The sequence below is a fragment of the Cupriavidus sp. GA3-3 genome (assembly GCF_000389805.1).
GTDB classification, from domain to species: domain Bacteria; phylum Pseudomonadota; class Gammaproteobacteria; order Burkholderiales; family Burkholderiaceae; genus Cupriavidus; species Cupriavidus necator_D.
The window spans coordinates 291,745-304,119 of sequence record NZ_KB944478.1 but is presented as its reverse complement, the minus strand read 5'-3'; the positions used below and the strand labels follow the sequence as shown (position 1 = coordinate 304,119).

The following is a 12,375-nucleotide window of genomic DNA, read 5'->3' as shown; positions in this document are numbered from 1 at the left end:
ATGCCGAAGAATTCCGACCGCGCTAGCGCGCGGCAATCCCTGGACCGCCGCACGGCGCTTGGCGCAAGCGTGGCCTTCGCTGCGCTGCTGCTGCCGGCAGCCGCAGCGGCCGGCGTTTGCGATGCGCCGTGGATGCATGACGGCGGCGAGATCCGCATGACCATGCAGGGCGGTGCGCCGGGCACGGCGACCATGTCCGTGTCCGGCGTGCGCAAGTCGGGCAAGGGCCAGTGCAATGCCAATATCAGCGTCGTGTCGAATGTGGCCGCGGCCGGCTCGGGCAACGAGACGCGGCTGGACTACACCATGGCGGTGATCGAAGACCGCCTGACCATCTCGCGCGGCGGCGCGCCGGGCAAGGTCGAGGGCAAGAGCGCCGCCGGCACGGCATCGGGCATGCTCGACAGCAGCGCGGTCGGGACCCTGGCCTATGGCGGCGTCATTGAAGCGGAAGGACAGCGGCTGCCGGGCGAATCGCAGACGGTGCGCATGGACCTGCAGATGACCGCCGCCGGCCAGAGCGCCGGCCAGGCCAGGATCCCGTCCGCCAAGGTCACCATCGGCGGCAAGGTCGTCGGCAAGCGCGCGACCATCCCCACCCGCCTCGGCCAGAAATCCTGCTGGCCGGTCCGCTACGAGCGCAGCACGACCATGGCGCCGGTCACGGTGGCGGGCCACACCGTGTCGGTGCCGCCGGCGAGCGCCAGCGTTACGGACTGGTACTGCCCCGACATGGGCCTGGTCATGAAGCAGGAGGTCGTGCAGAACGGCCAGACCGGCACCATCGAGGTGGTCTCGGTCAAATAGCCCGGACATCGTCCGGATCGTCCCCCAGGCTTCTCCACGAAGGCGATGGCAGCCAGGCCGACGCGGCAAGGTGTGCGCTAAAGTTCTCCGCGCTGCTGCCGTTGGTTTATGGATCGATAACAAGCGGAGCGCCGGCACCCGCCGCGCGGCTGCACAAGACGATTCAGGGGACGCATGACGCATGAGTCGGGTTTGCGCCTGGAGCTTGCCGAGCCAGGCGAGCAGGTGCATGCGCGCTACACGCCGCAGCCAGGCAGGCTGCCGCCGGACCAGGCCAGCCTGCGCCAATGCCTGGACAGCCTGGGCTGGGCCGGGGCGCGGCTGGATGCGCGCGCGGTGGCGCAGTTCCTGGCGCAATGCCAGCGCGCCGAGCATGAGATCGATGCCACCATCGGTGCGCTGATCGACGGCGCGTTCGAGCTCGACATCACCGCCGACGGCCTGGCCGTGCGGCTGACGCTGCTGCCAGCCGAAGGCGGCCGTCCGGTCGGCGCGGAGGACATCCGCTGCGCCGCGGCGGCGCGCGGCGTGGTGGCGCCGATCCAGACCCTGGCACTGGACGCCGCGCTGGCCGAAGGCCGTTGCGAGCTGCGCACCATTGCCGCCGGCGTCGCGCCGCGCCAGGGTGAGCCGGCGCGCTTCATCAACCTGCTCGAACCGCGCAAGCCGGCGCAGCCTGACGACGAGGCCGGCAAGGTCGACCTGCGCGACCTGGGCAACCTGCTGCTGGTCAGCCCCGGCACGCCGCTGATGCGGCGCGTTCCGGCGGTGCGCGGCAATGACGGCGTCGACGTATTTGGCAAGCCCGTCGCCGCCGATCCGGTCGATGACCCGCCCTTTGCCGAAGGCCTGACCGGCGCTGCCGCCGATGCCGACGATGCGGAGCTGCTGCGCGCGGTGATCGCAGGATCGCCGGTGGTGGGCGTGCACGGCATCTCGGTCAGCCCCGTGGTGCAGGTGGAGTCGGTCGACCTGCACTCAGGCAACGTGGCGTTCGACGGCACGCTGCGCGTGTCGGGCGACATCCGCACCGGCATGTCGGTCAACGTCAGCGGCGACGTGGTGGTCGAGGGCACCATCGAAGCCGCCAATGTCGAGGCCGGCGGCAATGTCATCGTCAAGGGCGGCATCATCGGCAAGGCCGACACCGGCCGCACCGAAGGCGGCATCAGCCGCGCCAGCGTGCGCTGCAAGGGCGCGGTGAAGGCGCGCTTTATCGAAAACGCCGTGGTCGAGGCCGGCACCGAGGTCAACGTCGAAAGCGGCATCCGGCAGAGCGATGTTGCTGCCGGCGAGCGCATCGTGGTGGGCGGCACCGGCGCGCAGGGCAGCATCAGCGGCGGCCGCAGCCGTGCCTTGCTGGCGGTGCGCGCCGCGGTGCTGGGCGCACCGGCCGGCACCGCCACCAGCATCCAGGTCGGCCTGAATCCATTTGCCGACGCACAGCGCGCCGCGCTGGAAGCCGAGCGCCGCGGCATGCTGGCAGAGCAGAACAAGGTCAAACAGCTGGTGGATTTCTTTGCCAAGCATCCCGAGAAGGCCGTTGGCGACCTGCGCGAGAAGGCGCGTGCGACACTGTTCAAGCTGTCGCGTGACCTGTTCGAGCTGGAGGCACGCTTGACCGAACTGGGGCAGCAGATGCAGCCGGCCGCCGAGGCCGTGATCGACGCCGCGCGCCGCATCCATGGCGGCGTCACGCTGCAGGTAGGCAGCCGCGTGCTCAAAGTGATGGAAGACAAGCCTGGCGGCCAGATCCGCCTGGTCGACGACCGCATCGCCGTCAACTGAACGCGCGCTGTTATCCGCGGTGATTTGTACTATGCTGCAGTTATGTCCTGGGGTGCCGCAGGATGGGCGAGAGAGCTAGAGTCGGGCAGTGAATGAAGAAGCGGATCAGCACTCTGCGGAAGCGTTACACGGAACCAACTCACGTGGCACTGGAATAACCGGAAGGCCAGCCAGCAAGGCTGGCCTTTCTGCTTTCCGTGACGGCTGCCAGGCGAACTACACTGAAGGTGCAACCATTACCCAAAGGAGGTTGCTATGGCCGCGACCTTGATTACCGCGCTGGTCCTGATCGCCCTCGTTGCGTGCGCCGCATTTGCCATCTGGATGTTGAGGGAAAAGAACCCGACGCTGCTGCAGCAGCAGGAGCAGTCAGTGCGCACATGGTTTGATCACATGATCCATCGCCACTGACGCCTGGCGATTGGCTTTCGTGCAGCCCGCCGCAACGGCGGGCTTTTTTCATGGGCTGGGGTTTATGCCGCCCGCAAACGCAGTTCATGCAAGCCGCTGCGCTCCACCCGGGTGCCGAGTGCCCGTCCCTCGTCTTCAAACATGGCCTGCAGCCACGCCATATCCACTTCGCGCGCGTAGGCCAGACGGAAATGGCTGCGCCGCAACGGCACCAGCCGCAGGTCGGCGCTGCCGCCGGCATCGAAGCTGACAAAGGCCATCAGCGCCAGGTCCGGCCGATATTCGTCGTAGCCACCGATGCCTTCGTAGTCGTTGATGAAATCGCCGCAGCCGTACAGGATCGGCTTGCCGGCATGCAGCTCAATCCCGAGCGGATGATGCGAGGAATGCCCGTGCACGATGTCGATTTCGCCGCCCTCTACCAGCGCGCGGGCGAAGGAGCGTTGCGCGGGGTCGATGTGGTAGCCCCAGTTCGGGCCCCAGTGGATCGATACCACCACGATGTCGCCGGCACGCCTGAACTTGCGCACCTGCGCGGCAATGCGTTCGCGCGATGCCACCGACCAGTCTTCCAGCAGGTTCACGCCGGAATGTCCGGCGCTGGCGCGCCAGGCCGCGGGGGTGCCGGCATTTTCCATGGCAAGGGCCAGCACCAGCACGCGGCCGCCGCCGGGCCGCGGCAGCAGTGCGGCGTGCGCCGCGCTTGCCTCGTCGGGGCCGGCGCCGGCATGCGCGATATGCGCGCCGTCCAGCGCTGCCAGCGTATCCGTCAGGCCCGCGCGTCCCCAGTCCATCACATGGTTGTTGGCCAGCACCGCGCAGTCGATGCCGGCGGCCTGCAGGCAGGCGACATTGCCCGGATGCATGCGATAGTGCACCGCCTTGCCGGGCCAGACATCGTCGCTGGTGGTGATGGCGGTTTCCAGGTTGACGATGCGCGGCCGCGCAGCGCGGCTTTCCAGTTCCGCCAGGGCATCGCCCCAGGGGTATTCCGGCGCGGCGGGGCGTGCGATCGGGCCGGCCTTATGCTCGGCCAGGCGCACGTAGTCGAGCGCTGAATGTACATACGATTCATGCAGCAGCGGCTGGCTCGGATGCGCGAGGATCTGGTCGATGCCGCGCCCGGTCATCACGTCGCCGCACAGGAACAGGGGAGGGTGGCTGGCTGTGTTCATGGTGCGGACGGACGGCGCGAGGGCGCCGTCCCGGCTGTTCATTCATGATAGGCCGGCAGGGTGGCGGGGCGGCATGAACGCGTTGCGGCACTTGCCATGGGGATTGTGCGCGTGGGGCCAGAGCCCCATTTACATTCAAGCGGTGACTGCCTTAAATGATCTAGTCATCGGTCCTCGTGGCCATTTCCCTGCACCCAGACGCCGCGCGCCGTCCGATGTTTCCAACCAGCATCGGGAGGCACACTATGGCCCAGCCATCGCAGGAACACATTGAGGCACTCAAGGCGCAGTTGCGCGGGCGCCTGCTGCAGCCGGACGACAGCGGCTACGACGAAGCGCGCCGCATCTGGAACGCGATGATCGACCGCCGTCCGCCACTGATCGTGCAGGCCGCGGGCGCTGCCGACGTGATCGCCGCGGTCAACTTCGCGCGCGACCATGGCGTGCTGCTGTCGATACGCGGCGGCGGCCACAATATCGGCGGGCTGGCGATCTGCGAGGACGGCATGGTGCTGGATCTGTCGCAGATGAAATCCGTGCGCATCGATCCCCACGCGCAACGCGGCTATGTGGAGCCCGGCGCCACGCTGCGCGATTTCGACCATGAGGCGCAGGCCTTCGGCCTCGCCACGCCACTGGGCATCAACTCCACCACCGGCGTGGCCGGGCTGACGCTCGGCGGCGGCTTCGGCTGGCTCAGCCGCAAGTTCGGTACCACCGTCGACAACCTGGTATCGGCACAGGTCGTGACCGCCGACGGCAAGCTGGTGCGCGCCAGCGCCGACGAGAACGCCGACCTGTTCTGGGCGCTGCGCGGCGGCGGCGGCAACTTCGGCGTGGTGACGATGTTCGAGTTCCGGCTGCACCCGGTCGGCCCCGAGATCTATGGCGGGCTGATCGTCTATCCGCTGGAACAGGCCGCCGCGGTGTTGCCGGCCTACCGTGAACTGTTCAAGTCGATGCCTGACGAGCTGACCGTCTGGGTGGTGCTGCGCCAGGCGCCGCCGCTGCCGTTCCTGCCGCCCGAGACGCACGGCAAGCCGGTCGCGGCACTGGCGATCTGCTATATCGGCCCGCCTGACAAAGGCCCCGAACTGGTCGAGCCGTTGCGCAAGCTCGGCACGCCCTATGGCGAGCATCTCGGCCCGATGCCGCTCACGGCATGGCAGCAGGCCTTCGATCCGTTGCTGACACCGGGCGCTCGCAACTACTGGAAATCGCACAACTTCGCCGGGCTGGACGACGGCCTGATCACGATGCTGATCGAACAGATCGGCAAGCTGCCCTCGCCGCAATGCGAGGTCTTTATCGGCGCCATGGGCGGGCAGACCAACCGCGTCGCGCCCGATGCGACCGCCTATGCCAGCCGCGATGCCAACTTCATCATGAACCTGCACGGGCGCTGGGACGCGCCCGCTGACGACGACAAGTGCATCAGCTGGGCCCGTGAAGTGTTCCGCGCGGCAGCGCCCTTCGCGCTGGGCAGCGTCTATGTGAACTTCCTGACGCAGGAAGAAACCGACCGCATCGGCGCGGCCTACGGGCCCAACTACGACCGGCTGGTCGAGGTGAAGCGGCGCTATGACCCGGGCAACCTGTTCCGCCACAACCACAACATCAATCCGGCGGCGTAACTGGCGTAATCTGCAGGGACAGGCAGGAAGGCGGGGCAGGGCGGGTGGCCTGCCCCGCTTTCACGCGGCTGCAATACCGGCATGCGAGTATCGGCGCGACCGCGTTGTATCCACAGGGAGAGCAGATCAGATGAGACCGGGCGAAGCAGAGTTGGTGCGGCGCATCCACAACGAGGTGGCCGACTACTACGACGAAGAGATCGAACTGGAACTGGACGACCGCGAAGCCAGCGAGGCCTTCGGCGATCCGGTGCACCTGGACGACGAGGCCGAGCAGGACAGCCGCCGCCACTATTTCCGCGAGCTGTTCCGCCTGCAGGGCGAACTGGTGCGGCTGCAGAGCTGGGTGGCAGCCACCGGACACAAGATCGTCATCATCTTCGAAGGACGCGACGCCGCCGGCAAGGGCGGCGTGATCAAGCGCATCACGCAGCGCCTGAACCCGCGCGTCTGCCGCGTGGCGGCGCTGCCAGCGCCCAACGACCGCGAACGCACCCAGTGGTACTTCCAGCGCTACGTGGCACACTTGCCCGCCGCCGGCGAGATCGTGCTGTTCGACCGCAGCTGGTACAACCGCGCCGGCGTCGAGCGCGTGATGGGCTTCTGCTCCGACGACCAGTACGAGGAGTTCTTCCGCTCAGCGCCCGAGTTCGAAAGGATGCTGGTGCGCTCCGGCATCCAGGTGTTCAAGTACTGGTTCTCGATCACGCACGACGAACAGCGCCTGCGCTTCCTCAGCCGCATCCACGATCCGCTCAAGCAGTGGAAGCTGAGCCCGATGGACCTGGAATCGCAGCGCCGCTGGGAGGACTACACCAAGGCCAAGGAAATCATGCTCGAGCGCACGCATATTGCCGAGGCGCCGTGGTGGGTGGTGCAGGCCGACGACAAGAAGCGCGCACGGCTGAACTGCATCCATCACCTGCTGAGCCAGGTCCCCTATGCGGAAGTGGAGGCGCCCAGCGTGGTGCTGCCGGGGCGCGAACGGCATGAGGACTATGTGCGGCAACCGGTGCCGAAGGAGATGATCGTTCCGGATGTGTATTGAGGGAACAGCCCCTAGGGTTTGCACGGGTGCGCCATCGTCCCCCTGGGGTAGGCGGCTACCTATAATGAAAACAGCCACCTGTAAATCCAAGGGTGGCCGTTATCGTGGAACTGCTAGTTTTTTGGGCGGCCATGCTTGCTGCCTACCTCCTGATGAAGCGTGCCGGCTGCTTCAGCCAGCCGGTGCTTTATCCCGATTTCGACCATCCTTTCCGTTACTGGTGGGCGCATCGGCTGGGGCGCCCGCTGCCACCGCCGACTTTGCCCGATCACAGGCAACAAAAAACCCGGAGAGCGTGATGCTGTCCGGGTTTGCTTGTGTGGGCGATGCCCTGGAATTCTGTGGTGCCGAAGAGAGGAATCGAACCCCCGACCTTCTCATTACGAATGAGCTGCTCTACCGACTGAGCTACTTCGGCAACATGTTCCGGTGAAAACTGGAACAGCCCGCAATAGTAGCAGCGTTTTTCCGCCTTGTGAACCCCTTTGTGTCGCCCGTGCCATCCGGCCGGGGCCGAAAGAAAACGGGGCGCCACCTGGGCGCCCCGTCCTGTTGCCGCACTGCCGGAATCAGGCCTTGCCTTCGGCTTCCTGGTGGTAGCGCGTGACGCGTTCCACTTCGTTCTTGGAGCCCAGGATCACTGAGACGCGCTGGTGCAGCTTTTCGGGCTGCACGTCCATGATGCGCTGGTGGCCGTTGGTGGCGGCGCCGCCGGCCTGCTCGACCAGCATCGCCATCGGATTGGCTTCGTACATCAGGCGCAGCTTGCCCGGCTTTTCCGGCTCGCGCTTGTCCCACGGGTACATGAAGATGCCGCCGCGGGTCAGGATGCGGTGCACGTCGGCGACCATCGAGGCGACCCAGCGCATGTTGAAGTTCTTGCCGCGCGGGCCTTCTTCGCCGGCCAGGCATTCGTCGATATAGCGGCGCACGGGCGGGGCCCAGTGGCGCATGTTCGACATGTTGATGGCGAATTCCTTGGTGTCGTCCGGGATCGTCACATTGGAGTGCGTCAGCACGAAGCTGCCTGCCTCGCGGTCGAGCGTGAACATGTGCACGCCGTTGCCGACGGTCAGCACCAGGGTGGTCTGCGGGCCGTAGACAGCGTAGCCGGCGGCGACCTGGTGGGTGCCGGGCTGCATGAAGTCGGCCTCGGTCACGGTCTGGCCCGGCTTGGGCATGTGCAGCACCGAGAAGATGGTGCCGATCGAGACGTTGACGTCAATGTTCGACGAGCCGTCCAGCGGGTCGAACATCAGCAGGTATTCGCCCTTCGGGTAGCGGTTGGGAATCTCGTAGAACGATTCCATTTCTTCCGACGCCATCGCGGCGAGGTGGCCGCCCCATTCGTTGGCGTCGAGCAGCACTTCATTGGCGATCACGTCCAGCTTCTGCTGGGTTTCGCCCTGGACATTGCCGGTGCCGGCCGAGCCCAGCACGCCGGCGAGGGCGCCCTTGCTGACAGCGTTGGAAATGGCCTTGCAGGCGCGCGCGACCACTTCGATCAGCAGCCGCAGTTCGGGCTGGATCGTGTTGTGCTTGCGCTGCTCCTCGACCAGGTAGCGGGTGAGGCTGATGCGAGTCATGGTTGGTTCTCCTTGGATGGCCGCAATTCTACATGCCCGGCCGCGCTTGGCCGGGCAAAGGGGGCGTTGGCGGGCCTCCTTGTGTCGTTCCCGCCGCTCAGGCGGCCAGCGCCTTGCCCACGATCTCGCGCACGTCGCGCGACAGCGTGCTGCTGGCGGCGACGCGTTCCAGTTCGGCGCGCATGCGGTCGCGCAGCGCCAGTTCGTACTTCTGCCAGCGGTCCATCACCCGCGCCAGGCGCGCCGCCACTTGCGGGTTGATGGCGTCGAGCGCCAGCACCTGGTCGGCCCAGAAGCGGTAGCCCGAGCCGTCCTGGGCGTGGAACTGGGCCGGGTTGCCGGAGCAGAAGCTGAAGATCAGCGAACGCGCGCGGTTGGGGTTGCGCAGGTTGAAGGCGGGGTGCTCCATCAGCGCGAGCACGGTGTCGATGGTGCGCTTGCCGGCGTGCGGGCCGACTTCACCGCGCTGCATGCCTTGCAGCGAGAACCATTTGTCGATCACCAGCGGGTCGTCCTCGAAGCGCTCGTAGAAGTCCGCCAGCGCGTGCTCGCGGCCGGGGGCGAAGCTGTTGACCAGCGCCGACAGCGCGGCGAAGCGGTCGGTCATGTTGTCCGCGTTCTGGTACTGCTGCTCGGCCAGCGCCTGCATTGCGGCATCGCCGCCGTCGGCCAGGTAGCCGAGCGCCAGGTTGCGCAGTGCGCGCCTGGCGGCGGAGGTGGCATCGGGCGAGTAGGCGCCCGGCGTGGCGTTGCCCTCGTAGGCGGCGAGCCAGTCGGCCTGCAGCGCGCGCGCCAGGCCTTCGCGCATGAACTGGCGGGCGCGGTGGATGGCGGCGGGATCGGCCACGCCCATGCGCTCGGCCAGGTAGGCCTCGGCGGGCAGCACCAGCGCCTGTTCGCGGAAGGCGGGGTTGAGCGTGTCGTCGGTGAGCACGGCGCGCATGGCCTGCACCAGCGCGGGATCGAGCTTGAGCTCGCGCCCGGCCTGGACCTCGGCCACCAGCTGCAGCAGCGCGCGCGTGGCCAGGCGCTGGCCGGCTTCCCAGCGGTTGAAGGCATCGCTGTCGTGCGACAGCTGGAAGGTCAGCTGCGCGTCGGTGTACTCGGCATCGACGATCACCGGCGCCGAGAAGTTGCGCAGCAGCGAGGGCAGCGGGGCACTGGCGCCGCGCGGCAGGTTGATGAAGCGGAAGCTCTGCTCGGCCTGCGTGAAGTCGAGCACGCGCGTGGTCGCCCCGGGCGTGCTTTCGCCTTCGAGCTGCAGCGGCAGGTCCTTGCCGTCTGCGCCAAGCAGTCCGAGCGCGAACGGGATATGGAAGGGCTGCTTCTCGGGCGTGCCGGCGCGGGTCTCGATGCCGACCTTGGGGCAGCGCTGCGACAGCGTCAGGGTCAGGCTGCCGTCGTCGCCGTTCCAGTCCGTGCGCGCCGTCACCACCGGGGTGCCGGCCTGGCTGTACCACAGGCCGAACTGCGTCAGGTCGCGGCCGTTGGCATCGGCCATGGCCGCGCGGAAGTCGTCGCAGGTGACAGCCTGGCCGTCATGGCGCTGGAAGTACAGGTCCATGCCCTTGCGGAAGCCCTCGCGGCCGAGCAGGGTCTGGTACATGCGCACGACTTCGGCGCCTTTCTCATACACGGTGACCGTGTAGAAGTTGTTGATCTCTTCGTAGCTGTCGGGGCGCACCGGGTGCGCCATCGGGCCGGCGTCCTCGGGGAACTGCACCTGGCGCAGCACGCGCACGTCCTCGATGCGCTTGACCGCGCGGCCGGATTCCGAGCCCATCATGTCGGCCGAGAACTCCTGGTCGCGGAACACCGTCAGGCCTTCCTTGAGCGAAAGCTGGAACCAGTCGCGGCAGGTCACGCGGTTGCCGGTCCAGTTGTGGAAGTACTCGTGGCCGACCACCGCCTCGATATTGGCGAAGTCGGTGTCGGTGGCGGTCTGCGCGTTGGCCAGCACGTACTTGGTGTTGAAGATGTTCAGGCCCTTGTTCTCCATCGCGCCCATGTTGAAGTCGCCCACGGCGACGATCATGAAGCGGTCCAGGTCCAGTTCCAGCCCGAAGCGGCGCTCGTCCCAGCGGATCGAATGGATCAGCGAATCCATGGCGTGGCGGGTCTTGTCGAGGTCGCGCGCCTCGACCCAGACCTGCAGCAGCTTGTCCTTGCCGGAGGCGGACTGGATCCGTTCCTCGATGCATTCGAGCTTGCCCGCGACCAGCGCGAACAGGTAGGCCGGCTTGCGGAACGGGTCTTCCCATACGGCTTCATGGCGGCCGTCGGGCAGTTCGCGCTGGCCCACCAGGTTGCCGTTGGACAGCAGCACCGGATAGGCGGCGCGGTCGGCGCGCAGCGTGACGCGGTAGGTCGCCATCACGTCGGGGCGGTCCAGGAAGTAGGTGATGCGGCGGAAGCCCTCGGCTTCGCACTGGGTGAAGAAGTTGCCGTTGGACACATACAGGCCCGACAGCGTGGTATTGGCCGCGGGCTGGCAAGCGGTGGTGATCTCCAGCGTGCCCTGCGCCGGCAGGCCGGGGATGGTCAGCGTGCCGGCATCCTGGGTCGCGTCGGCGACCGGCTTGCCGTCCAGGCTGACGCCGATCAGTTCGAGTTCCTCGCCGGCCAGCACCAGCGGTGCGTCGGGCGCGCCGGCCTGGCGCGCGAAGCGCAGCGTGCTGGTGACCACGGTGCGCTGGGGATCGAGGTCCAGCACCAGTTCGGCGTGGTCGATGGCGAACGGCGGCGGGGTATAGTCTTTGCGATAGACGGTAACGGGCGTGTCGGTGCGCAGCATGGAAAGATCCTGTCTTCGGAAGACCGTTAGGAAAGGGGGCGGGCCATGCGCGCGGCAGCGAGCGAAGCATGGCGCTGAAGTCCTCATTGTAGCCAAGGGGTCGGGGCGCGGCCCGGCGCGGCACGGCATCGGCACGCTGCGGGGAATTCCGCGCCGGCGGCGTGGTCTCAGAGACACGTGGGTATTCAGAGGAAAGCGAGGTAGCACTATGTGGCAGCGCGCAGGCGGTGTCGGCAATGCAGGAGCGGCAGGCGCGCGGCCGGGGCCGCGCGGGTGGTGGGGGGCGATGGCGTTGCTGGCGGCGCTGCTGCTGTCGGGGTGCGCCAGCACCGTGGTGACCGATGTCACGGCGTTCCGCCAGCCCGGCTGGCAGAACGATGCGCCGCGCACCTACAGCTTCGAGCGCAGCGCCGAGCAGGCGGCGCAGCTGGACCGCCAGACCTATGAGCAGTGGCTGGCCACGGCGCTGGCGGGGATCGGCTTCGAGCAGGTGCCGGCGAAACAGGCGCGCTATCGCGTCAGCATGGATTTCGATGCCGCGCCCGGCATCGTGCGCGTGGCCGAGACCGTCTACCCGGACCCGTGGTACGGCCCGTGGGGCCCGTACTGGGGGCCTGGCTACTACCGCCCGTACGGGCCCTGGGGTCCGTGGGGCCCATGGGGCCCGGGCTACTGGCCGCCGCAGACCGTGGTGCGCGACATTTCGGTGACGTTCTCCAGCCTGCGGGTGTATTTCAGGGATGCGGCCAGCGGCAAGCGGGTCTACCAGGTCACCGCGCAGAACCAGACCGAGAACGGCAGCCTGCCTGCGGTCATGCCCTACCTGATCCGCAGCGCCTTTACCGACTTCCCGGCCGAGAGCGGCCGTCCGCGCCGGGTGACGCTCGAGGTCGAGAAGAACGCAAAGTAGGGCCGCCGGGGCCGGCCGCGCGGTCCCGGCCAGGCGATGCGTGCGGATGCATGCACGGGCATGCGTCTGCACCTGTATTGCATACGCAATGGTAAAAGCTGTTTAACTGGAATAATCCACCCAAAAAGCGGCCTGCAGGCGGGCTCTGGTGGTACTTTGCGCGGACACGTGGGCTAGAATGGTTGCTCGATTTTTCCGGCCTGTCTGCCGGGATCGCCAGTA

General features: G+C 67.4%; 9 protein-coding genes and 1 tRNA gene. 6 read left to right on the top strand and 4 right to left on the bottom strand.

Annotation, left to right across the window (positions count from 1 at the left end; translation table 11 throughout):
• The 3 genes from C265_RS15200 (at position 1) to C265_RS32525 (ending at position 3,006) form a co-directional block, all read left to right on the top strand.
• The gene (locus C265_RS15200) at positions 1-807 is read left to right on the top strand and encodes a hypothetical protein (RefSeq protein WP_010809188.1); all 807 of its coding nucleotides are present in this window, start codon (positions 1-3) and stop codon (positions 805-807) included.
• A 174-nt stretch (positions 808-981) separates the two neighbouring features.
• Entirely contained in the window at positions 982-2,595 is a 1,614-nt protein-coding gene (locus C265_RS15195; protein WP_010809187.1) for a DUF342 domain-containing protein, read from the top strand.
• 255 nt (positions 2,596-2,850) lie between these two features.
• A complete protein-coding gene (locus C265_RS32525; RefSeq protein WP_010809186.1) occupies positions 2,851-3,006 on the top strand; it encodes a hypothetical protein in 156 nt (51 codons plus the stop codon).
• Between the two features lie 62 nt (positions 3,007-3,068).
• Here C265_RS32525 and C265_RS15190 read toward each other — a convergent pair whose 3' ends face one another.
• Positions 3,069-4,181 (bottom strand): CapA family protein, encoded by a 1,113-nt coding sequence (locus C265_RS15190; protein ID WP_167686574.1) that lies wholly within the window; start codon positions 4,179-4,181, stop codon positions 3,069-3,071.
• A gap of 245 nt (positions 4,182-4,426) precedes the next feature.
• Here C265_RS15190 and C265_RS15185 point away from each other — a divergent pair, with 245 nt between their 5' ends.
• Both C265_RS15185 and ppk2 read left to right on the top strand, forming a co-directional pair.
• Positions 4,427-5,815: an FAD-binding oxidoreductase gene (locus C265_RS15185; protein ID WP_010809184.1), complete on the top strand. Its 1,389-nt coding sequence runs from the start codon at positions 4,427-4,429 to the stop codon at positions 5,813-5,815.
• A 130-nt stretch (positions 5,816-5,945) separates the two neighbouring features.
• The gene (ppk2, locus tag C265_RS15180) at positions 5,946-6,863 is read left to right on the top strand and encodes a polyphosphate kinase 2 (protein WP_010809183.1); all 918 of its coding nucleotides are present in this window, start codon (positions 5,946-5,948) and stop codon (positions 6,861-6,863) included.
• 342 nt (positions 6,864-7,205) lie between these two features.
• On the opposite strand, the gene C265_RS15175 is transcribed toward ppk2, so the two are convergent.
• From C265_RS15175 to pepN, 3 genes are all read right to left on the bottom strand, one after another.
• Positions 7,206-7,281, bottom strand: a tRNA-Thr gene (locus C265_RS15175).
• Positions 7,282-7,432: 151 nt separating this feature from the next.
• Positions 7,433-8,449, bottom strand: a complete 1,017-nt coding sequence (locus tag C265_RS15170; RefSeq protein WP_010809182.1) for a class 1 fructose-bisphosphatase — start codon at positions 8,447-8,449, stop codon at positions 7,433-7,435.
• A gap of 97 nt (positions 8,450-8,546) precedes the next feature.
• A complete protein-coding gene (gene pepN / locus C265_RS15165; RefSeq protein WP_010809181.1) occupies positions 8,547-11,243 on the bottom strand; it encodes an aminopeptidase N in 2,697 nt (898 codons plus the stop codon).
• A 286-nt stretch (positions 11,244-11,529) separates the two neighbouring features.
• Between pepN and C265_RS15160 the strand changes: the two genes are divergently transcribed.
• Positions 11,530-12,153 (top strand): DUF4136 domain-containing protein, encoded by a 624-nt coding sequence (locus C265_RS15160; RefSeq protein ID WP_010809180.1) that lies wholly within the window; start codon positions 11,530-11,532, stop codon positions 12,151-12,153.
• Positions 12,154-12,375: the final 222 nt, after the last annotated feature.

Excerpts from the sequence above, each read along its gene's own strand:
- C265_RS15200 (WP_010809188.1), top strand. The coding sequence starts at position 1 with ATGCCGAAGAATTCCGACCGCGCTAGCGCGCGGCAATCCCTGGACCGC.
- C265_RS15195 (WP_010809187.1), top strand. The coding sequence starts at position 982 with ATGACGCATGAGTCGGGTTTGCGCCTGGAGCTTGCCGAGCCAGGCGAG.
- C265_RS32525 (WP_010809186.1), top strand. The coding sequence starts at position 2,851 with ATGGCCGCGACCTTGATTACCGCGCTGGTCCTGATCGCCCTCGTTGCG.
- C265_RS15190 (WP_167686574.1), bottom strand. The coding sequence starts at position 4,181 with ATGAACACAGCCAGCCACCCTCCCCTGTTCCTGTGCGGCGACGTGATG.
- C265_RS15185 (WP_010809184.1), top strand. The coding sequence starts at position 4,427 with ATGGCCCAGCCATCGCAGGAACACATTGAGGCACTCAAGGCGCAGTTG.
- ppk2 (WP_010809183.1), top strand. The coding sequence starts at position 5,946 with ATGAGACCGGGCGAAGCAGAGTTGGTGCGGCGCATCCACAACGAGGTG.
- C265_RS15170 (WP_010809182.1), bottom strand. The coding sequence starts at position 8,449 with ATGACTCGCATCAGCCTCACCCGCTACCTGGTCGAGGAGCAGCGCAAG.
- pepN (WP_010809181.1), bottom strand. The coding sequence starts at position 11,243 with ATGCTGCGCACCGACACGCCCGTTACCGTCTATCGCAAAGACTATACC.
- C265_RS15160 (WP_010809180.1), top strand. The coding sequence starts at position 11,530 with ATGGCGTTGCTGGCGGCGCTGCTGCTGTCGGGGTGCGCCAGCACCGTG.